General features: G+C 35.3%; 23 protein-coding genes and 1 pseudogene. 10 read left to right on the top strand and 14 right to left on the bottom strand.

All coding sequences use genetic code 11. The annotated features are described in order from the left end of the window. The 4 genes from LQV47_RS18165 to LQV47_RS18150 form a co-directional block, all read right to left on the bottom strand. Positions 1–522, bottom strand: a complete 522-nt coding sequence (locus LQV47_RS18165; RefSeq protein WP_230040017.1) for an NAD(P)H-dependent oxidoreductase — start codon at positions 520–522, stop codon at positions 1–3. Between the two features lie 197 nt (positions 523–719). Further along, a complete protein-coding gene (locus LQV47_RS18160; protein ID WP_230040016.1) occupies positions 720–1,538 on the bottom strand; it encodes a TPM domain-containing protein in 819 nt (272 codons plus the stop codon). Continuing rightward, positions 1,519–1,947 carry a TPM domain-containing protein gene (locus LQV47_RS18155; RefSeq protein ID WP_202271782.1) on the bottom strand — a complete coding sequence of 143 codons (429 nt, stop codon included), beginning with the start codon at positions 1,945–1,947 and terminating at the stop codon, positions 1,519–1,521. The genes LQV47_RS18160 and LQV47_RS18155 overlap by 20 nt, the downstream gene beginning before the upstream one ends. Continuing rightward, complete coding sequence (locus LQV47_RS18150; RefSeq protein WP_047493113.1) at positions 1,947–2,552, bottom strand: LemA family protein; 606 nt, start codon at positions 2,550–2,552, stop codon at positions 1,947–1,949. The genes LQV47_RS18155 and LQV47_RS18150 overlap by 1 nt, the downstream gene beginning before the upstream one ends. Before the next feature lie 75 nt (positions 2,553–2,627). On the opposite strand from LQV47_RS18150, the gene LQV47_RS18145 reads away from it, so the two are divergent. Then, positions 2,628–3,131, top strand: coding sequence for a dihydrofolate reductase (locus LQV47_RS18145; protein ID WP_230040014.1), 504 nt, complete (start codon positions 2,628–2,630; stop codon positions 3,129–3,131). A gap of 164 nt (positions 3,132–3,295) precedes the next feature. Beyond that, complete coding sequence (locus LQV47_RS18140; protein ID WP_230040012.1) at positions 3,296–3,862, top strand: tetratricopeptide repeat protein; 567 nt, start codon at positions 3,296–3,298, stop codon at positions 3,860–3,862. 53 nt (positions 3,863–3,915) lie between these two features. Here the strand turns inward: LQV47_RS18140 and LQV47_RS18135 are convergent, their stop codons facing one another. The 5 genes and pseudogenes from LQV47_RS18135 to LQV47_RS18115 all read right to left on the bottom strand — a co-directional run bounded on the left by LQV47_RS18135 (position 3,916) and on the right by LQV47_RS18115 (position 7,059). After that, entirely contained in the window at positions 3,916–4,437 is a 522-nt protein-coding gene (locus LQV47_RS18135) for a hypothetical protein (protein ID WP_230040010.1), read from the bottom strand. Between the two features lie 4 nt (positions 4,438–4,441). Beyond that, on the bottom strand, positions 4,442–5,074 hold the full coding sequence (locus LQV47_RS18130) for a trimeric intracellular cation channel family protein (RefSeq protein ID WP_230040008.1): 633 nt from the start codon (positions 5,072–5,074) through the stop codon (positions 4,442–4,444). A 42-nt stretch (positions 5,075–5,116) separates the two neighbouring features. Continuing rightward, a pseudogene (locus tag LQV47_RS18125) lies at positions 5,117–5,287 on the bottom strand (four helix bundle protein); the annotation flags it as partial. A gap of 223 nt (positions 5,288–5,510) precedes the next feature. Then, complete coding sequence (gene coaD, locus LQV47_RS18120; protein ID WP_230040006.1) at positions 5,511–5,975, bottom strand: pantetheine-phosphate adenylyltransferase; 465 nt, start codon at positions 5,973–5,975, stop codon at positions 5,511–5,513. Between the two features lie 94 nt (positions 5,976–6,069). Next, complete coding sequence (locus tag LQV47_RS18115; RefSeq protein ID WP_230039999.1) at positions 6,070–7,059, bottom strand: D-alanine--D-alanine ligase; 990 nt, start codon at positions 7,057–7,059, stop codon at positions 6,070–6,072. A gap of 154 nt (positions 7,060–7,213) precedes the next feature. Between LQV47_RS18115 and LQV47_RS18110 the strand changes: the two genes are divergently transcribed. The 6 genes from LQV47_RS18110 to murI all read left to right on the top strand — a co-directional run bounded on the left by LQV47_RS18110 (position 7,214) and on the right by murI (position 14,150). Beyond that, positions 7,214–8,308, top strand: coding sequence for a PASTA domain-containing protein (locus LQV47_RS18110; protein ID WP_230039997.1), 1,095 nt, complete (start codon positions 7,214–7,216; stop codon positions 8,306–8,308). Between the two features lie 74 nt (positions 8,309–8,382). Next, positions 8,383–9,456: an RluA family pseudouridine synthase gene (locus tag LQV47_RS18105; protein WP_230039995.1), complete on the top strand. Its 1,074-nt coding sequence runs from the start codon at positions 8,383–8,385 to the stop codon at positions 9,454–9,456. Between the two features lie 51 nt (positions 9,457–9,507). After that, positions 9,508–10,458, top strand: a complete 951-nt coding sequence (locus tag LQV47_RS18100) for a PorP/SprF family type IX secretion system membrane protein (RefSeq protein WP_230039993.1) — start codon at positions 9,508–9,510, stop codon at positions 10,456–10,458. A gap of 51 nt (positions 10,459–10,509) precedes the next feature. Continuing rightward, positions 10,510–11,634, top strand: a complete 1,125-nt coding sequence (hemW, locus tag LQV47_RS18095) for a radical SAM family heme chaperone HemW (RefSeq protein WP_230039983.1) — start codon at positions 10,510–10,512, stop codon at positions 11,632–11,634. Between the two features lie 47 nt (positions 11,635–11,681). Further along, a complete protein-coding gene (locus LQV47_RS18090; protein WP_230039971.1) occupies positions 11,682–13,274 on the top strand; it encodes a DUF4139 domain-containing protein in 1,593 nt (530 codons plus the stop codon). Between the two features lie 45 nt (positions 13,275–13,319). Then, positions 13,320–14,150 (top strand): glutamate racemase, encoded by an 831-nt coding sequence (murI, locus tag LQV47_RS18085; protein WP_230039969.1) that lies wholly within the window; start codon positions 13,320–13,322, stop codon positions 14,148–14,150. Between the two features lie 94 nt (positions 14,151–14,244). On the opposite strand, the gene LQV47_RS18080 is transcribed toward murI, so the two are convergent. Continuing rightward, complete coding sequence (locus LQV47_RS18080; RefSeq protein ID WP_230039966.1) at positions 14,245–14,847, bottom strand: nitroreductase family protein; 603 nt, start codon at positions 14,845–14,847, stop codon at positions 14,245–14,247. An 82-nt stretch (positions 14,848–14,929) separates the two neighbouring features. On the opposite strand from LQV47_RS18080, the gene LQV47_RS18075 reads away from it, so the two are divergent. Then, on the top strand, positions 14,930–15,277 hold the full coding sequence (locus tag LQV47_RS18075; protein WP_230039955.1) for a helix-turn-helix domain-containing protein: 348 nt from the start codon (positions 14,930–14,932) through the stop codon (positions 15,275–15,277). Here the strand turns inward: LQV47_RS18075 and rsmD are convergent. The 4 genes from rsmD to LQV47_RS18055 form a co-directional block, all read right to left on the bottom strand. Continuing rightward, a complete protein-coding gene (gene rsmD, locus LQV47_RS18070) occupies positions 15,274–15,849 on the bottom strand; it encodes a 16S rRNA (guanine(966)-N(2))-methyltransferase RsmD (RefSeq protein ID WP_230039953.1) in 576 nt (191 codons plus the stop codon). The genes LQV47_RS18075 and rsmD overlap by 4 nt on opposite strands. A gap of 66 nt (positions 15,850–15,915) precedes the next feature. After that, a complete protein-coding gene (locus LQV47_RS18065; RefSeq protein WP_230039944.1) occupies positions 15,916–16,632 on the bottom strand; it encodes a DUF3822 family protein in 717 nt (238 codons plus the stop codon). Positions 16,633–16,650: 18 nt separating this feature from the next. Continuing rightward, positions 16,651–17,145: a Smr/MutS family protein gene (locus LQV47_RS18060; protein WP_230039941.1), complete on the bottom strand. Its 495-nt coding sequence runs from the start codon at positions 17,143–17,145 to the stop codon at positions 16,651–16,653. Between the two features lie 113 nt (positions 17,146–17,258). Then, positions 17,259–17,756, bottom strand: a complete 498-nt coding sequence (locus tag LQV47_RS18055; protein ID WP_230039940.1) for a metallophosphoesterase family protein — start codon at positions 17,754–17,756, stop codon at positions 17,259–17,261. A gap of 149 nt (positions 17,757–17,905) precedes the next feature. Between LQV47_RS18055 and LQV47_RS18050 the strand changes: the two genes are divergently transcribed. After that, on the top strand, positions 17,906–19,180 hold the full coding sequence (locus tag LQV47_RS18050) for a hypothetical protein (RefSeq protein WP_230039937.1): 1,275 nt from the start codon (positions 17,906–17,908) through the stop codon (positions 19,178–19,180). Positions 19,181–19,211: the final 31 nt, after the last annotated feature.

Below are 19,211 nucleotides of genomic sequence, written 5' to 3'. Positions count from 1 at the left end.
CTATTGGTTGAGAAGTTCTGTAAATTCTTTTTTATGTAAAATGATTTCTTTTTTTGATAGCTTATTGGCTTCGTAAACAATCTTAATATGCTTTATATCTGCTTTAAAGACCTTTAAAGAAACAATCAGTCCGCTGATAAGCTCATCAATGGTGTATTCGTACGTTCCTGTTTTGCTGAAAGATCTTTCCTTTCCGCCGGTAGTGATCAGAATGTAAACTTCTTTATTTTCTAAAGGATTGTTTTTTCCCGGCTGAAGCCAGTCTCGATCGAAGACTTCATCAATCCATAATCTTAATAAAGGAGGCATTCCAAACCATATCAGTGGGAACTGAAAGACAAACCTGTCATAATTGGCAAGACGTTTCCTTTCTCTGAAGGCTGCGATATGAAAATCAGGATATTCTTCATAAAGATCTCTTAAGGTATAATGCTGGTGGCGAACGTAGAAATTGATCAGCTCTACATTCGAATTAGAGTGCTCCAGATAGGGATGAGCAAATATTACCAGCGTCTTCTTCATAATCCTGTTTTCAGTAAATATAGTGAAAAAATATTGGATAAAAGGTAGGTTTTAGTTGGATTTATTAATTTTTTAATATGTAAAATGTGGTTTAGTGCTTATAAAAATCAATAAAACAATAATATTTTGAGTTTTTAAACAAAAAAATCAGGCCTTTATGACCTGATCTGTTTCTATCTATTGTTTCTGGATTAAAATTACCATCCACCGGATGCACCACCGCCTCCAAAGCTTCCGCCACCGCCGAAGCCTCCAAATCCACCGCCACCTCCGCCGGAACTTCCACCACCGAAGCCTCCGCCACCAAAACTTCCAGGGAATGGGAAGAATCCACCAGGATAGTTTCTGCGTCCTCTTCTTGTGATGATAACGTCATCATCGTCATCGTTGTTGCCTCTGCCGGGGCCACCACCTCTGTTACCAAAGAGAATGGCAATAATGATGAAAATGACAAAAGCAATGAGGAGGATTTTAAATGCACTTCCATTACCGGAAGGGGCTGTTGTTTCTTCAGGTTTAAATTTCCCCTGAACAGCTTCCATAATGGCTGAGGTACCACGGTTGATACCTTCATACCAAAGTCCTTTCCGGAAATTGGGTGTCACAATATAATCCAGAATCTGTCCTGCTACTGAAGCTGTGAGATATTGCTCTACTGCTCTTCCCTGCTGGATAGACATTGTTCTGTCTTCTGTAGCCACCAGGAAAACCACTCCATTATCTACTCCTTTTTTTCCGATTTTCCATTTCTGACCAAACATGGTGGCCAAAAAGTTCACATCTTCTCCTTTGGTAGACTTGATGATTATGACTTCAATTTCCGTTGAGGTAGAATCCGCAAATTTGATCAGCTTATTATTAAGCTCATCCTTCTCCTGCTGGGAGAGCAGTCCGGCTTCATCAAAAACCGGATATAGCACTGCCGGCTTTTCAGGAACAGTATATTGTGCTGATACAAAACTGTAAAAGCAGATCAATAAAAATGAAAATACTATTTTAAGAGAACGTAATTTCATTCGGGAGTTGGTTTGGGTTTTCTCCTTCCACAGGAAAATATTTTTTGAGTTCAAGGCCTGTTTCCAGGATGGCACTTTTTAGCGCCTGGTGATAATTTCCTTTGGCAAATTCAGAGGTTACATAGTCATGCAAATGATCCCAGTAAGACTGCTGTACCTTTTCATGTATCCCGATATCTCCGATAATGGTCAGATATTTTTGTTCGAAATTGATATGAAAAAGCACGGCGTTTCTGTCAGCTGTTTTATCCATACAAAGCTCTTTGAATACCTCAAATGCAGTTTTTGCATTCCGTTCTTCCGTATTGGAGTCTATATGCACTCTTATTTCGCCTGTAGAATGATCTTCTGCTGACTGAATCGCTTCCACAAGGGAAGCGATTTGTTGATTTGTAAGGAAATTACTCATTATTTGAATACCTCAGGTGCTTTTTGAGCTCCTGCTTCAGCTTTGAAATAAGGTTTTTCTTTAAAGTTGGTAAAATTCGCCAAAATATTATTGGGGAAAGTTTTGATGGAGGTGTTGTAATCCTGCGCAGCCTCGTTGTAATATACAGTTTCTGTTCTGATACTGTTTTCAATAGCGGTATATTCTCTTTGGAAGTTGATATACTGCTGGTCTGCTTTTAAATTTGGATAAGACTCCACAACAGCCATCAATCGGCTTAAAGCTCCAGATAATTCTCCTTGTGCAGCCTGGAATTTAGCAATGTCAGCATCTGTCATATTTGTAGGGTCAACATTGATGGAAGTTGCTTTGGAACGTGCTTCAACCACTTGTGTTAACGTTTCCTGTTCAAATTTTGAATAAGACTTAACCGTTCTTTCCAGGTTAGGGATAAGATTGGCTCTTTTCTGATATACGGTCTCTATATTAGACCATTTTGTGTTCACCGTCTGTTCTTTGGTTACGAAGTTATTATATCCGCTTTTTCCCCAAAAGAATAGGATTGCAACAATAACAAGGAGGGCAATACCAATAGTTCCGGCGCCCAGACATCCTTTATTTTTCATAGTTTATTTTTTTTTTAATTTTTTGTGCTAATCAAATATACAAATTATGTGCTAATTTTGCAGAAAATTATTTGAATGACAACAATAGTGGTGGCAATGGGAGAGAAAAATGAAATTGGTTTTGAAAACCAGTTACTTTGGCATCTTCCTACAGATTTAAAACATTTTAAAGATCTTACCTCGGGGCATCCGATTATTATGGGAAGAAAAACATATGAAAGTATTGGGAAGCCTCTTCCTAACCGTACCAATATTGTTGTTTCAAGAAAGAAAGATTGGTTTGAAGAAGGCATTCTTATTGTGGGCAGTATTAAGGAAGCGGTGAAATTTGCTAAAAAAATAGATGAGGAAGTTTTTATTATTGGGGGAGGTAATATGTATGAGCAGACGATGGATGCTGTAGATAAACTTGAAGTAACCTTAGTGAAAGCTGATCTGAAGGCTGATACATTTTTTCCGAAAATTGATGGGAAGATCTGGAAAAAGACCAGTGAAATCTGTCATGAGAAAGATGAAAAAAACGCCTATGATTTCTGCTTTCAGACATTTGAGAAAATAAAGACCAAAGAGGAAGACTAAACATTAGCAGTCAGTTTTTGCTTCGCAAATGAATAGTGAATGTCTTTGACTTCTATAAAAATAGACAGACTAAGCGTCTTGACAATTCATAATTGGCTTTTTGGACTCTAAACCTTAAACTCTAAACCTTAAATTTATTATCTTTGCACTTCTAAAATTTAATAATGAATAAATACATAAAAATTGTAATAGCAGCTCTTCTTATCCTTACAGGAGTTTATATGATGTTTTTTACAAGAAACCTAGGCTGGGGTATTGTTGTTTTTCTTCTTGCAGCATTTCCGATCTTACTTTTCTTTAAAAATGAATATATCCTTTTGGCTTTCTGGCAATTGAGAAAGCAGAATATGGAAAAAGCTGCAGAATGGCTGACTAAGATTACCAACTATCAGGCACAGCTTCACAAATCCCAATATGGATATTTCCATTATTTATTAGGATTAACGCAAGCTCAGGATCATCCTACAAAAGTAGAACCTTTGATGAAAAAAGCATTGGAGTATGGTTTGAATATGAAGCATGACAGAGCCATGGCTACTTTAAATCTTGCGGCATCTGCTATCTCTAAAGGAAGAAGGCAGGAAGGCCAGAAATTGTTGGAAGAAGCAAAAAGATTAGACAGTGCAGGAATGATGACAGATCAAATCAAAATGATGAAAGATCAGTTGAAAATGCCTACTATGCAAAAGCATATGCATAATCCAAATATGAGACAAAGAGGAAAATTCTAATTGATTTTCTCTTATACCATATAAAGGTCCTGATTTTTTCAGGACTTTCTTTTTTACTTACCAGGAGGTGGAGGTAGAGCTTCCTGTATGAAAAAAGTATCTGCAGGATACATATTTTCTTTGACAAGGAGTAAGCGATCCAGTTTTATAAATTTATCACGGAGACCATCGTCGTAAAAGTTACGTTTCTGATTTTTATAGTGAACAGAAACCAATGGGAAATTACTTTTGTGATCCGGCTTATCTTCTTTATTAAGGTATTTAAGATAATTTTCAAAAGACAGCGGATCGTTTGCTTTCATTTTGTAAATGATTTTAGGTAACGTTTGAGTTCTTTTTCCCCCTGTATCTATCTGAGAATACTTTTCCAGAAACAGACTGTCATTTTGTTTGATAAAAATATATACTTCAAATGCAAAAAAAGTACATGCTGAAAGCTCTGTTTTGATTTTCATGGTATCTCCATTTTCCATTTTTTCAGAGAACTGATAAAGATCTCTATTCAAATCAAATTCACTCTTATGCTGACAAGAGAATAAGGAAAGGGATAAAATGATGAAAAATATGCTTTTCATGAATTTACATTTCCGAATTATGGTCATAGCCATAAAACTTAGGCATCTGCCAGTGATATTTTACGGCAAAAGTTCTGATGGCAACGATCAGTAAAATAGTAAAGATCTGTATAAAAGTATAGGATAGCGGAGTGTATTTTGTCATCAGTAAAAATGCTGCCCCACCTACAATACAGGCGGTAGCATAGATTTCTTTTCTGAAAATCAAAGGAATCCTGTTCAGTAAAATATCCCGGATAATACCTCCAAAGCAGCCGGTAATGGTTCCCAGTCCAATACAGATCAAAGGATGAATACCTACATTCAGCCCTTTTTGAATTCCGATAATGGTAAATAGTCCCAATCCGAAGCTGTCGAAGATAAACAGGGTTACTTTAAAATTCTTTTCAAGAGATTTGAAGACCATTGAAAATATACTGGTAATCAGGATCAATACACACATGAGAAGATCATGCATCCAGAACACAGGGATGTCCAGCAGGAGATCCCTCACCGTTCCTCCACCTACAGAAGTAACAAAGGCAATAATAAGTACCCCAAACGGATCAAGCCGTTTTTGCATCGCTGCAAAACTTCCTGACATGGAAAAGGCAATGGTTCCAAGTACTTCTATGGCGAAATTGAACTGTTCGTGCATATATTATAAGTGATGAGCAATGAGTAATAAAAATTATGCCATTTAAATTTGTGATAGTTTGAACTTATATCTGGTCATGACTTTTACTAATTCTTCACATTCTGTTTTTAAATATAGAATTTTTTCAGGATTTACATATTCTAATTCTTCAATGATCTCAAGCCAAAGCTGATTTTCATCAATTTCTTCAACAACAATACATATTTTAGCAAATTTTTCTTTTTCAGATCTTGCTCTTGAAACAGTTCTGTAATTTGCTGCTACAGAAGTAGTTAATTGTTGTCTGTTTCCTTATTATGGAAAGGCCATCAGAACAGGGTAGTGGAGAAAGTGTTCTAATGATAGCAATAGGACAGTTTTTGGCTCGTTCCCTAAAGATCTGATTAAAACCCCTACTATCAAAATTACTTATTACTCATTGCCAATTACCTATGTTTTATATCTTCACTCTCACGGAATCCGGAACCATCAGTTCGTATTCTCCTCCGTGGGTGATGATTTCTCTTACAATGCTGCTGCTGATAAAAGATTTACCGGATGAAGTGAGTAAAAATACGGTTTCCAGTTTTTTGTGAGCTAATGTCCTGTTGGTATGAGCGATTGCTTTTTCAAATTCAAAATCAGCAGGATTTCTTAAGCCTCTTAGAATGTATTGTGCATTTTTTTCAAAACAGTAATCTACTGTTAATCCTTCAAATGAGTCTACTTCTACATTGGGGAATTCTGCCACAGAGTTTTGAATAAATTCCATTCTTTTTTCAAGAGGGAACATATATTTCTTCTGAGAATTCTGCCCAATGGCAATAATTAATTTATCAAATAGCGGTGCCGCTCTTTCTATAATATCGTAATGTCCTAGTGTAATGGGATCAAATGACCCCGGGAAAACAGCAATTTTCATGTGGTACGAGTTATGAATTTTGAGTGATTTTGAGGTATAAAAGTTTATTCTTATTCCAGTTTTCAACCTCTAATTTTTCAACTTCTTTTATGATCTATTTTCTTTTATGTAAAGCTTTTTCAACTTCATTTCCGCAAAGATCCAAAAGGGAAATTCCGTAATGCTTTGCCTGTTGGGGAAGAATACTTGCAGGAGAGAATCCCGGGTTGGTATTCATTTCAAGCATGTAGGGAATTCCATCCATTAAAATATATTCGCTTCTTGAAAATCCGCTCATTCCTAATGAATTGTAAGCTCTTTTTGCTATTTCTTCCACTCTCTTTGTGGTTTCCGCATCAATTCTTGCCGGAGTAATTTCTTCTGAAGCTCCTTCATATTTTGCTTCATAATCGAAAAACTCATTGGTAGGTACAATTTCAGTAATTCCCAGTACTATGGTTTCTCCTTTAAAATCTATAACCCCTACAGAAACTTCCATTCCATCCAGGAAACTTTCAATAAGAATTTCATCATCTTCTTTGAAAGCTATTTCTGTAGCAGCAATCAATTCTGACTTTTCTTTTACTTTTGAAATTCCCAGAGATGATCCGGACTGATTAGGCTTCACAAAAACCGGAAGACCTAATTCTTCTATAATCTTATCAACATTAATGTGTTCTCCTTTTCTTAAATATACACTTTTGGCAGAAGGAATTCCATATTTTGACAATACAGCAAGGGTATCTTTTTTATTGAAGGTAAGAGCACTCTGATAAAAATCGCAACCCGTATACCGCTGGTCTATTGCATCCCAATATGCCTGTAGAATTCCATTTTCACCAGGAGTTCCATGGATAGTATTGAAGCAGACATCAAATTTTAATTTTTCACCATTATCTAAAACTACAGAAAAATCTCCCTTACTGATGTCGTATTTTTTATCATTTTCTCCTAAAAAGTACCATTCATCTTTTAGAATGACTACTTTATATACATCATATAGATTTCTGTCTAAAGAATCATAAATCAACTGTCCGCTTTTTAAGGAAACCACATATTCATCAGAATAGCCTCCCATTACTACGGCAACGCTTTTTTTGTTCATAACCATATAGTATCAATTAAGGCAAATTTAATCATTTTATGCAATGCAATATGGGAAAACTGGAAATTTTAAAATCAAAAATGAATTGTTAAATAAAAAGCACATTCTAAAATTATTAGTTATATTTGCGGTTGTAATAAAAGTATTTTTAAATATGCTTAAATCACTTTTCAATTGGAAAGTTTTACTTAATTTAGTAATAGCCATCGGCATTTTTGTGGGTCTGGTATGGCTCACATTTCGTTGGTTGGAATATCATACAAACCATGGACAGGAAATTCCTGTTCCTAATGTTGTTAATAAATCAGTGCATGATGCTATTAAAATATTAGATGATACCGGTCTTGAATATGAAGTGGACAGTGCCAATTATGATCCTAAATACAGACCTTTCCAGGTTCTTCAGATTTATCCGGCACCAGGCTCCCGTGTAAAAGACGGAAGAACGGTACGTTTGAGAGTTAATCCAAGAACATGGGCTCAGATTGCTGTGCCTGATGTTATTAATAAATATTCCGGACTGGCCTTCCAGAGACTGGATCAGGTGGGTCTTAAAATAGGAGATACGATCTTTGAACCAAGTATTCAGAAAGATGCTCTTCTCAGAATATTATATAAAGGTAATGCCGTTAATCCGGGAACACGTTTACCTAGATTCTCTGTCATAGATGTTGTAGTAGGAACAGGTCCTATGAGAAATATTTCTATTCCTAATGTAGTGGGACTTTCTGTAAAAGAAGCAAGAGCGGTCATTACAAAGGGAATGTTTGAAGTAGGATTGGTAGAGCATGAAGATGGCAGCAATGATGAATCTGATATCATTTATTATCAGGATCCTGCTGCAGGAGATGTTCGTGACCAGGGCATGCAGATCGATTTATGGGCAAGTAAGCGAACTCCGGCTGAGCTTAGGGCTAAAGTGGAACAGCTGAATTCTATTTACCGTATGAAAGTAGATACTTCTTTGCCACCGGTACGATATGAGGAAGTTCATAATGAACCAAGTTTTGATCCTCCGGTAGCTCCGGCACCGGTTCCCAAAAGAGAAACGCCAAAACCTGAACCTGTAAAAACAGAAACTCCTAAAACCCAGACTATGGCTCCTAAGTCAACAGCTTCCGGAGCAGAGAAACCTAAAACCTCTGCCGGCAGCCAGGCAACAGGAAGCACAGCTAAGCCTGCTGCTTCTACAAATACAGGGCAGCAACCTGCTCAAAAGCCAAAGGCTAAAAAAGTAGTCGTAGAATAATATCAAACTAGTGTAAATAAATACAGGCTTCAACTGCAAAATGTTGAGGCCTTTTGTGTAAAAAATATAAAACAATGTCAGAAGATAACGAAGGTTTTTTAGATGAAGAATTATTAGATTCCAACAGTATTGAAAATATCGATATTGATGAAGAAAATAAAGGATTGTATGAACATCTTAATCTCACTGTTGACAACGGACAGGAGCCATTAAGAATAGATAAATTCCTGTTAATACACAGGCAGAATTCTTCAAGAAATAAAATTTCCCAAACCTGCAGGGCAGGGAATGTCGTGGTAAACGGAAATCCTGTAAAACAGAATTACAGGGTAAAGCCTGGGGATCAGATTTCAGTTTTACTGACGCGTCCTCCAAGAGAAAATGTTATTATCCCACAGGATATTCCTATTAATATAGTATATGAGGATGATGATTTAGTGGTTGTTGATAAAGAACCGGGAATGGTTGTCCATCCGGGATTTGGAAATTGGGATGGCACACTGGTTAATGCATTGGCCTTTCACTTTGAAAAGAATGGTGAAAAATCTGATCTGGACAGGGTAGGGCTTGTACATAGAATTGATAAGGATACTTCAGGATTATTGGTAATTGCCAAAACCGAATATGCATTAAGCTTTTTAGCGAAACAGTTTTTCAACAGAACTACTAAAAGGCTTTACTGGGCTTTTGTATGGGGAAATCTTCAGGAAGATGAGGGGACAATAAGAGGGCATATCGGAAGACATCCCAAAAATAGAATGCAGATGTCCGTTTATGAAGACGGAAGCCAGGGAAAGCATGCCGTTACGCACTACAAGGTATTGGAGAGGTTCAGGTATATGACCTGGGTAGAATGTAAACTTGAGACCGGAAGAACGCATCAGATCCGGGCCCATTTCAAACATATTGGCCATACCTTGTTTAATGACGAAAGATATGAAGGCCATACACCTTTACGAGGAGTGAACCTGCCTAAGTATAAGCAGTTTATAAAAAATGTTTTTGAAATTCTGCCCAGACATGCACTTCATGCGCATACCCTGGGATTTATACACCCAACCACAAAAAAGGAATTATATTTTGAGAGCCCAATGCCCAAAGATATGGTGGATGCCGTAAAAAAATGGAGAAATTATTTAGAAAACTAAAAATATATTGAGATTTTTTTTATATTTGTTGAATTGAAATCAAGATTTGTTATGAGAAAACTATATGCTATCGTATGTTTAGCTCTTTTGTCAAATGCATACAAAGCACAGGAAACACTACCCTACTATCAGCAATATCTTATGGATGGTGAGTTCCTATTCAACCCAGCTCAATACGGAAAAACAGACTACGTACAGCTCAACGCTAATTATCAACAACAATTTTCAAAATTCAACAACTCTCCGAATGTACAATCAATCGGGATTAATGCGAATATTTTTGATAGAGTGGGTGCGGGTATTTCTGTTTTTAGAGATAGCAATGGGCCTATTTCTGCCGGAGGTATTACAGCGGGTGCTTCCTATTTTATTCCGCTAAGCAGCGAAGGAGATAGAAAGGATCAATTCTCTTTCGGTACAAGTGTTAACTTCTATAACATGAATTTTGATTATTCAAAAATTAATACTGAAGAAGCTAATGACCCATTATTGAGAGGAGAAGAGAGTAACCTTTTTATGGTGTATGCAAACTTCGGTTTGGCTGCTACGTACAGAGGACTTTTCGGGGGAGTTTCCGTTAATGATATTGCTTTAAGTAATGATCAGTCTATTGTAAACGGGTATGAACCATCACCTATTAAATTCTTTTTAAACTTAGGATACAACTGGAATATTGCTGATAATATTTCAATTGCACCTTCCGCGTTAATCAACTTAAATACCAACTCAACAAGAATGATTGACTGGAATTTAATGGCCACATTCTCTAATGAGATTAATGCATTTTCTTTTGGGGTAAGCTACAGAACTGTTCAGAACAGATTCGACAGTCAGGATTTGAGTATCTCTCCAATTGTAAAAGTAAGATTCAACAAGTTTATGATCGGTGCCACTTATAATCTGGGAATGTCTGATATTCAGAAAACTGGAGGAAATAGCTTTATGCTTGGCCTTGGTTATAACTTCGATAACTTTATTAATGTTAGAGGATTTAGATATTAATCAATTTAATTTAAATAAATTTGAGCTCTGAATTTTTTCAGAGCTTTTTTTATGATATATATTCACATCCCATTCTGTAAGCAAAAATGCAGCTATTGTAATTTTCATTTTTCAACATCCCTGAACTTTAAGGATGAAATGCTTCATGCTATGAAAACGGAAATGATGCTTCGGAAAGATGAATTACAGAACAAAACCTTACGATCTTTATATTTTGGTGGCGGAACACCTTCCATTCTTTCAGTTGATGAGATCCATTCTTTAATTGATGAAGCTTTACGATATTTCAGTTTTGATAAAGACATCGAAATTACGCTGGAAGCTAATCCTGATGATCTGGATCAGCAGTTTTTAAAGCAGCTGGCAGGAACTCCTGTGAATCGTTTATCTATTGGAACACAGAGCTTTTTTGAAGAAGACCTGAGACTGATGAACCGCGCTCACAGTGCTTCGGAAGCAGAAAGCTCTATTAAAAGGGCTCAGGATTTTGGTTTTGAAAATCTAAGCATTGACTTAATTTATGGTTCACCTACTTCGAATCTCGAAATCTGGAAGGAAAATCTGAATAAAACAATTGAACTAGAAGTTCCTCATATTTCGTCTTATGCTTTAACTGTGGAACCTAAAACGGCGCTGGAAAACTGGATATCAAAAGGAAAAGTGATCAGTCCGAAGGAAGAAGAGCAAAACAGAGAGTTCTACTATCTCTCAGATTTTCTTAAGGATCATGGATTTGAACATTATGAAGTTTCCAATTTTGCAAAACCGGGATTTTATTCAAGACACAATTCAGCATACTGGAAATATCAGGAATATCTTGGAATAGGTCCATCAGCACATTCCTATAACGGATTTGATGTCAGAAGCTGGAATGTTGCCAACAATCTACAGTATATTAAAAAACTGGCAGTTAAAGACCTTGCCAAAGAGGAAGAATTGCTCTCTCAGGAAGACCAGTTTAATGAGATGATTATGATTGGCCTGAGAACCATTTGGGGTGTAGACCTTACGAGTTTAAAAAATAAGTTCTCCGATAAGATAATGGATCATTTTCAGGCGGAGGTAAAACCTAAGTTAGAAGAAGGCATTTTAATTATTGAAAAAGATCACCTGAAAATTCCTGAAAAGCATTGGTTTATGGCAGATGGTATTGCTTCGGATTTATTTCTGGTATAATGTTTATTAGTGTATATTTGAAGCCAGACTTTAAATAAACTAAAACCATGAGAAGAAGCTTATTACTCTTTTTCCTTTTTTCAAATGCTTTATACTTTTCTCAAAAACCAATTTTTACTAAAGCGAAAGTGCATGCAGTAAATGTATACAGAACTTCTGCTGAGTTACAAAATCTGGTAAATATTTCCCTTCCTTCCGGTAATTCTGAAGTTGTGATTACCAATGTTTCAGATGAAATTGTAGAGAAATCAATACAGATTAATACCAACAACAAGAATATTTCAATTCTTTCTGTACAGTACAGAGATGATTACAGCTCCAATTATTTTGAAAATAATAACCCAAGCGGGAAGAGAATTAAAGACAGCATAGTCATTTTAGAAAATTTTAGCACGAAAATCAATATCGAGCGTCAGACGAATGAAAAGACCCTTGAGCTGTTAGATAAAAATCAGGCTCTATTAGTAGGAAGCAATACCTCCAGCGTAGCGCAGCTCATGCAATTGACGGAATATTATAAAACCAAAAGGAATGAGATTAGTATTGCCCAGCTTGATATCAATAAAAAATATACGGAAGCTGCATCAAAACTTGCAAAGCTTAAAAACAGGCTGAAAGCCAATACAGAATCTGAAGAGACATTTTCTGACGGTGTCCTTGTTTTAAAAGTTGCAAGCAGCGTAGCCGGGAATGTAAAAATGGATTTGGGATATCTGGTTGAAAATGTTTCCTGGGAACCGTTTTACGAAGTAAAGGGCAATAAATTAACAGAGCCTTTGGATGTGATTTTTAAAGCAAAATTAAGACAGGATACCGGACTTGACTGGAAAGGAGTAAAACTTTCCCTGATCAATGCAAGATCGTCAAGAAATAATAATGCTCCGGTAATGAATCCATGGTTTCTGAATTCTTACAAAAATGAGGAAAGACCTACTCAGGCTTATTCCCGCGGGAAAGATACTGCTAGAACCCGGGAAATTGAAGAAGTGGTAGTGACAGGGTATGGAGGATTTAAAATCAATGATAACCAATTGAATATAAGCTTCGATGTTGATATTCCGTATGATATTTTGTCTAATAATGAAGATCATTTCATCAATTTAAAGCAAATAAAAATTCCTGCAGATTATAAATATTATACAGTACCGAAGTATAATACTACCGCTTATCTGGTAGCTGATATTAAAGATTTTAATACATACGATCTGATTTCCGGTTCTGCTAATGTGATCTTTGAAAATATGTATGTTGGGGAAACTAGAATAAATCCCAATCAGACGGAAGATAAAATGAGCATTACTCTTGGTGATGACAAAAGAATAAGCATACGAAAGGAAATGGTGAATGATAAAGGCAATGAGAAATTCTTTTCTTCCTATCAGGAGAAAACATTCACCTATGATCTTATTGTACGCAATAATAAAAAGGAAGTGATCAATATTGATATAAAAGATCAGATCCCATTAAGTAAAGATGAATCGATCAAAATTGAGCTTCTTCAGAGTGATAATGCAGATTTTGATAAAGAGAAAGGTTTCTTGAGTTGGAATGTTAAAATCTCTCCGTCGGAAACCAAGAAATTTAGAGTAAGTTATAAAGTAAGGTATCCGAAAGATTTTTCAGTTAGTAATCTTAAATAAGTAACAGATTATTCACTATTTTTGTATAAAATTTCAGTTCACAATTTGAAAACTAAAAAACAAGATTATTCGCATCTTTCGCCCAGCCAGCCTATCGGTATTTTTGATAGTGGGGTGGGAGGACTTACCGTAGCTAAAGAGATTAAAAGGCTTCTTCCTCACGAAGATCTGATCTATTTTGGGGATACCAAGCACCTTCCTTACGGAGAAAAATCTAAGGAAGCCATTATTGAATATTCTACAAAGATCACCAATTTTCTGATGGAACAGAATTGCAAGGCCATAGTCATTGCCTGTAACACGGCTACAGCAAATGCTTTGAACGAAGTAATGCAGTCTGTGGCAGGTAAAGTTCCAGTGATAGATGTTATTAATCCTGTTGCTGAAAAAGTAGCTTACGAAATCCATAACAACGTTGGAGTAATTGCTACTAAAGCTACTGTAAATTCGGGATTGTATAAAAAGAGCATCCGAAAACAGAATAAATGGATCAAGGTAGATGAATTGGCAACCCCATTACTGGTTCCTGCTATTGAAGAAGGATTTAAGAATCATCCGATTACCCATGCTATTATTTACAATTATCTTAGTAACAATAAGCTGAAAAATATTGAAACATTAATTTTAGGATGTACCCATTATCCACTTTTAATTGATGAGATCAAGCAGTATTATGGAAACAGGGTCCGTGTTATTGACTCTCCGAATATCGTTGCCAACCATCTTAAAATTATCCTGGATAAATATCATCTTCTGAATGATCATAATCCCAAACCGAATTATCATTTTTACCTTTCGGATCTTACTAAGAATTTTGAAAAAATTTCTAAGAAGTTTTTCGGAAAAACCATTGATTTGGAATTGAAAGTACTATAAATTGAAAGTCTGCTTCATATAGAGGCAGACTTTTTTCTTGTATCATACAGATAAGTAAAAGTATTGGGAAATACAAAGTTTAAAGCTTTCCAAATCATGCTTCTACAATCACTTTTCCGGTCTTTAGTCTTGTTTTTGGATTGAACTTTGGCTGATTGGTATCTGCTTCATCTCTTTCACCGATTGCTACGGCAAAAAGCGTTTCATACTTTTCATTTTTCAGAATATCATCGTAGCGCTCCGGTTCAATTCCTTCCATAGGAGTAGAATCTATTCCCATATCAGCACAGGCAGAAAGAAAGACTCCCAAAGATAAATAAACCTGATGCTTTAGCCATGACCTGATTCCGTCTTCTCCTTTAGGTTTTATAAAATTTTTATAATAATTCACGGACCCTTCAGGCAAAACTCCTTCAATCTGTTTTTCAAAATCTTCTGAATTCTTAAGAGATTGGAAGACAATCAAGTGACTGCTTTGTACAATTTTTTCTTTATTCCAGTAAGAAGCTTCCGCTAGCTGATCTTTCACTTTAGAATTATTATTAACAAAAATAAAATTCCATGGCTGGCTGTTGATTGAAGATGGGCTCAGATTTAGAATTTCTTTCAATTCATTAATTTTTTCTTCACTGATATGGCCCTGTGGGTTATACTTTTTTACAGTATACCTTGTTTTCATTTTCTCTAAAAAACTCATAATTTATACTATCATTTTTATAGTTACAAAATTAATTTAAGTTTATTAACTTTGCAATAACGGTAAAAAAGGATAGTATAAAATGTATACAGTAGATAACAAATCATATCCTTGTTGCACAAGTGTAACAATGAGATTTATAGGAGGGAAATGGAAGGCAGTCATCTTGCACCACTTGATTCAGGGTGCCAAAAGGTATAATGAAATTAGAAAAGAAATTCCGACCATTACAGAAAGAACACTGAGCCTTCAGCTTAAACAGATGGAGGAAGATGGAATTATTGACAGAAAAGTATTCACGGAAAAGCCACCTTTAATGGTAGAATATACCTTAACTGATTTTGGGAGGACCCTGCTGCCTGTTTTGGAAGCAATTACAAAATGGGGAAAAAACGCACCTGAGATATCAAAAAAAATAATCAGGAATTAAATTTCCTGATTATCATTTTCTTTATTAGGCTCAAAAAAACTGAAGCTTACATTTCCGTATTTTCTGGTATCTGTCAGATTGGGATGTTCAAGTTTCATTCTGCTTTGATGCTCTACAATAAGAACTCCATTTGCTTTTAAGTATTTATTATTTAATACTAAAGAAATCAGTTCATAATATTTTTTCTCCTCCATTTCGAATGGGGCGTCTGAAAAAACAATTTCAAAAGATTTTTTATTTCTGAACTTTTTAAGCCAGTCGAACACATCATCTCTCTGTACATTGATCTGAAGTGACATATCCAATTCAGATGCTGTAGAATTAATGAAGCCTGTATGTTTGGGGTTCATTTCTACAGATGTAACATTCTTGCATCCTCTGGAAGCGTATTCTAATGAAATGGAACCTATTCCCGCAAATAAATCAAGGACGGAAATGGACTGCATATCATATTTGTTTTCCAGAATACTGAATAAAGCTTCCTTCGCAAAATCCGTAGTGGGTCTTACATCGAAGTTCTTTGGAGCGGCAATTTTTTTAGCTTTCCATTTTCCGGATATTATTCTGAACATATTTTTTAGGGTTTATGTGGTAGATTATAGAAGCATATATAAATTTCTGATATACCTGGCTGTAATCTAATTAAGTATAAAATTCTTGTTAGGAACATTGTCAAAAACAATCTTTAGATTTCTGACAAATTTTTGAAGTTCGGAAATAAATGTTTCATTTTCCGTTGTTTCTCCATAAGCGAAAAAGTTCGTATCATTGATTCCAAAACCTAATTTGCTTAGCGTAAACATAATAAAGTAAAGGAAATCAACCTCTGAATTGACATCCAGGTTATTGTACAGGATTACCTTTTTTTGATCGATAGCAAAAAACTCACATTGATTATGATAAAGATTGATGTGAATTTCCTTGTTATTTTTATTGTTGAGAGAACTTAAAAACTTCTCTCCGGAAAAATTAAAATGTACCGGAACAGCCAGCTCTTTTATTTTTTTGTAATAATGTTTGGGAAAAGTATAGTAAAACTGGATATTGAATTTTTTATTGATCGAAAGCATCAGTTCTTCTTTGTTCCTGTCAGCCGGAGCATTGAAGGCTATCAGGTCAAATCCGGCTTCATGTTCTGAAAATCCTTCCGGCATCAGAGTAAAATGATTCAGGGCAGAAATGATCTGGATTTCATCAAAACGTTGTTTGATAAGAATATCATCAAGCTTTTCTTCAATAAGATTGGCTGGTGTTTCTTCTGTAACGAAATAAGATTTTTCCTCCAGGATGCTTTTATTCTTCACAATCTGGTAGATCAATCCGTCTTTGGTAAAAAGTAAATTAAGTACGTTCATATTTCAATTGCTGCAAATTTAGTGAAATTCTACCATTACCGCACCCGATTGGTGGTGAAGTATTTCCTTATTATAAAAATCAATATTCACCTGGCTTTCCAAAACATCCCGTACCATCCTCTGTAAAGTGCCGTCCCCGATACCATGAACAATTTCAAGCCTTTTCAAATTGTTTTTCCTGCAGAATGCCAAGACGTTTATTAATTTCTCCTTTTGAATGAACAGCCTTTCAAAACTGTCATAATCACTGGGATTCTTTACTAAATTATGAAAATGAAGGTCCACAACCAAATGATTTTTCTGATGTTTCTTCGAAATGATCTTTTTAGGTTCTGCTTTTCGTATGATTCTTATATTTTCATAAAGATCAGCATCTTTGGGAACCAGTTTTTCTTTTGGATATTGATGAGTAAAGCCGTATTCATCTTTAAATACCACAATATTTCCCTTCACGGAAGTTACCACTCCGCTTAAATCTTCATCCACTACAGAAACTTTATCACCAATCTTCATAATTTTTTAAGACTTGTCTGGATCCACTAATTTGTACAAAGGTAAAAAGTAAAATGTATTGAAGGCAAGCCCCTTTATTCTCAAACCCTCAAACCCTCATACTCTCAAACTCCTTATACTCTCGGGCCCAATTCAATAACTTCAAGGTCCTTTATTTCTTCTCCATCCACTACAAACCGCATCATGGTTCTCATCTTGTGCCAGCCCTGCTTACCACAAGCTCCCGGATTGAGGTGTAAAAGACTGTTCTTTTCATCATACATGGCTTTTAAAATATGAGAATGCCCTGAGATAAACAGTTTCGGTGGCTTGTTGGTTATTTCATTCCTTGTTAAGGGAGTGTATTTTCCGGGATAACCGCCAATATGGATCATCAAAACTTCCAGTTTTTCACAAAGAAAACGGTTTACTTCCGGAAATTCAGAACGGATCTGAGCGTTGTCTATATTCCCGTAAACCCCTTTTAGTGGTTTTATCTTTTCCAGCTGTTCTATAACATCCATGCTTCCAAAGTCACCACAATGCCAGACTTCATCTGCCTGGGATGCATATTCTAAGATTCGGTCATCAATATAAGAATGGGAGTCGGAAAGAAGAAGAATTTTTGTCATTCAGAAAGGGGGATATATTTTATTTCTGCAAAATTAATAAAGAATTATGCGCAAAAAAAACTTCTTTGCAACTATAAGATATCTATTTTTTTAATGCGTCAAGTTTTGGCGCTGATGTATCCTATATTTATGAAACAAAATTAAAAAATATGATTTATACAGAAGATTTTTTTACAGCCGGAAGTACTTATCAAAATGATGATTTAGTACAGTTAGTTGATAGCTACACCCACGAAAATGTAAATTTTAAAAAGATTACTCATTGGATTAATAATTATTTAATGGACGATTCTAAAGTGGATGGAATTATTTATAGAAAAAGAAATGGTGAATATTATGTGGATACCAGTATTCTGGTGGGCTCAGAAATATCGGCGAAAAGATTTGGTGTAAAAGCTGATTATATTACTGATGATTCCGATGCTTTACAGAAAGCTGTAAATTTTGGAGTTAGAGTAGGGTGGAATATTACGTTGCCGGCGGGCAAAATAAAAGTATCAAAAACAATAACTATTGATTTTACAACTAATAATAATGATGGAAATAGCAACGGTAAAGATCGGAAATTTGAATTAATAGGACGAGGAATAAATTTGACTCAGATTTATGATGAAGGCGATGATGGACATGTTGTTTTTGATATAAAAGGAAGTAATCCTGATCATATTAGTGGATTTAATGCCAAATATTTTTCAATAAAAAGGGCCGATACAACTACTGCAACTGGTGGAACAGCTATAAAAATTGAAAAATTAATTCTATTAAATATTGAGGAAATACACATTTTCAGATTTACAAGAGGATTTACATTAATTGACTGTTGTGTATCTTATTTTAAAAATTTAAAAATAGATTATTGTAAAGAAGCTTTTAAAGCTGATATCGGTAAAGATCCTAATCCGGATAACAATGTCACAAACCCTAATCTATTAAATTTTGTGAACTGTGTATTTAATTCTAATGAAACTTTAGGAGTTCACTTGGAAGGCGCGCATAATGTAAAATTTGACACTTGTGATTTTGAAGGTAATTTTGGAGATGTTCTCGTCTGCTCATATATCGGTAAAAATGGCAAAAATTCTTTAAACTTAATTAACTGCTATTTTGAGGGTACAGTAAATGGAGTTGATTTGTTTTACGTTCCTTATACCGGAGGCACAATAAATTTGATAGGCAACAGCTTTAGCAGAGTGTATCAAGGAGCTACACATAATATTGTCATAGATTTCAGATATTATGATCAAGAGGTACAATATACCAATCACGAGCATTATTTAAATATGATGGGAAATGCTTTCAGGGATGATTTTAAATTTACAGAATGGGACACATACCCACCCATATCATTATGGGGAAATAATGGACATCTTCATATTAAGGATTTTAATTACTATGATCATGGAAATAATCTGACTCAAAATTAGATTTGTACAAAAAAGGAAATTTGATAAGTTT

Origin of the sequence: Chryseobacterium sp. Bi04 (assembly GCF_918698085.1) — a bacterium.
Classification (GTDB): Bacteria; Bacteroidota; Bacteroidia; order Flavobacteriales; family Weeksellaceae; genus Chryseobacterium.
Note: the sequence above shows the minus strand (reverse complement) of the source record. Positions and strands in the feature narration are given on the sequence as shown.